The sequence below is a fragment of the Mycobacterium sp. E1715 genome (assembly GCF_001667625.1).
In the GTDB taxonomy this organism is placed as follows: domain Bacteria; phylum Actinomycetota; class Actinomycetes; order Mycobacteriales; family Mycobacteriaceae; genus Mycobacterium.
This window is the reverse complement of record NZ_LZJJ01000320.1, coordinates 1-1270: the sequence shown is the minus strand read 5'-3', so window position 1 is coordinate 1270 and position 1270 is coordinate 1. Positions and strand designations below refer to the sequence as shown.

The following is a 1270-nucleotide window of genomic DNA, read 5'->3' as shown; positions in this document are numbered from 1 at the left end:
GCCGGCGCACGTCGGCGACCGAACCGTCGGCGGTGTCGACGACGGCCAGCGTCGCGGTGCTGGGCTCGACGAACAGCAGCGCGGTGCGCGCGCAGTTGGTGGCACTGCCCGCGGCCTGCGCCAGCGCCGCAGCAGCCATCACGCCGGAAACCAGCATGACGTCCTCGATCTTGCGCTCCGCCAACGCATTTCGAAGCGCGGCCGCCTCGGCTTGATCCGTCCACGTCACGCCGCTCGATTTCACCCGATAGCCACCCGCGGCCGCGCTTTCCCGTGTGCCGAGAATCGCGTCGACCACGCGGTCCGCCGCGGCCACCGCCGTTGTCTGATCGGCGAGTTCAAAGCCGTCCTGGTCGACGGTCACTCCGCCGGCAGCTTCACCTTCGACGAGCACCATGCGGACCGTCTCGGGCGCCATAGACACGCCAAGTACGACGTCCACCGCTCCTCCAAGTCGTCCAAATCGATTGCGTGTCGTGCGAGGACAGCTGTGTACCCGCCGCGGGGCATCATCGCTTTCCAGAATTGGCCGGACGGATTTTCGACGCGATCACGGCCCCACACCCCGTCGCCACCCTAGCGCGCGAAGTTCGACGCGTCCGGCAGCCGCGAAGCGCTATTTGTGCCCGCCGCCGCCACCTGTGCTGCCCCAACCGCCGGTGCACGTCCCCGAACCGCCGCAGACCGGCGGCACTGGGCCCCAGTGGCCGCCGCACCAGACTCCGCCCGGGCAGGGCTCGTCTCCGCCCCCCAGCAGTGGCACGGGTGGTTCCGGCGGTGGGCATGTGCCGCCTCCGGACACCGGCGGTACCGGCGGTGGGCACGTCCCGCCCCCGAGTAGCGGCACGGGTGGCTCCGGCGGTGGGCACGTGCCGCCCCCGGGTAGTGGCACGGGTGGTTCCGGCGGTGGGCATGTGCCGCCTCCGGACACCGGTGGTTCCGGCGGTGGGCACGTCCCGCCCCCGGGTACCGGCCCCGGCGGCTTGGGCGGCGGACACGCCTCGCCCCCGGGCGACGGCGGCCTGGGCGGCGGGCACCTCCCGGCCCCAGGTTCCGGCGGCGGCGGTACGCCCAGCGGTCCCGGTGGGCTGTTCGGCGGCGGACCTCTCGGTGGCGGTCACGGCGGTGGCGGGCCGATCGGGGGTGGGGCCCCCGGAGGCGGCTTCGGCATCCCGGGCGGAGTCTGGTGCGGCGGCCACTGGGGCCCAGTGCCGCCGGTCTGCGGCGGTTCGGGGACGTGCACCGGCGGTTGGGGCAGCACAGGTGGCGG

General features: G+C 73.9%; 1 pseudogene. It reads right to left on the bottom strand.

Annotated features, from left to right (window positions below):
- Window positions 1–442: pseudogene (locus A9X03_RS16205) on the bottom strand (hypothetical protein); the annotation flags it as partial.
- Window positions 443–1270 lie beyond the last annotated feature (828 nt).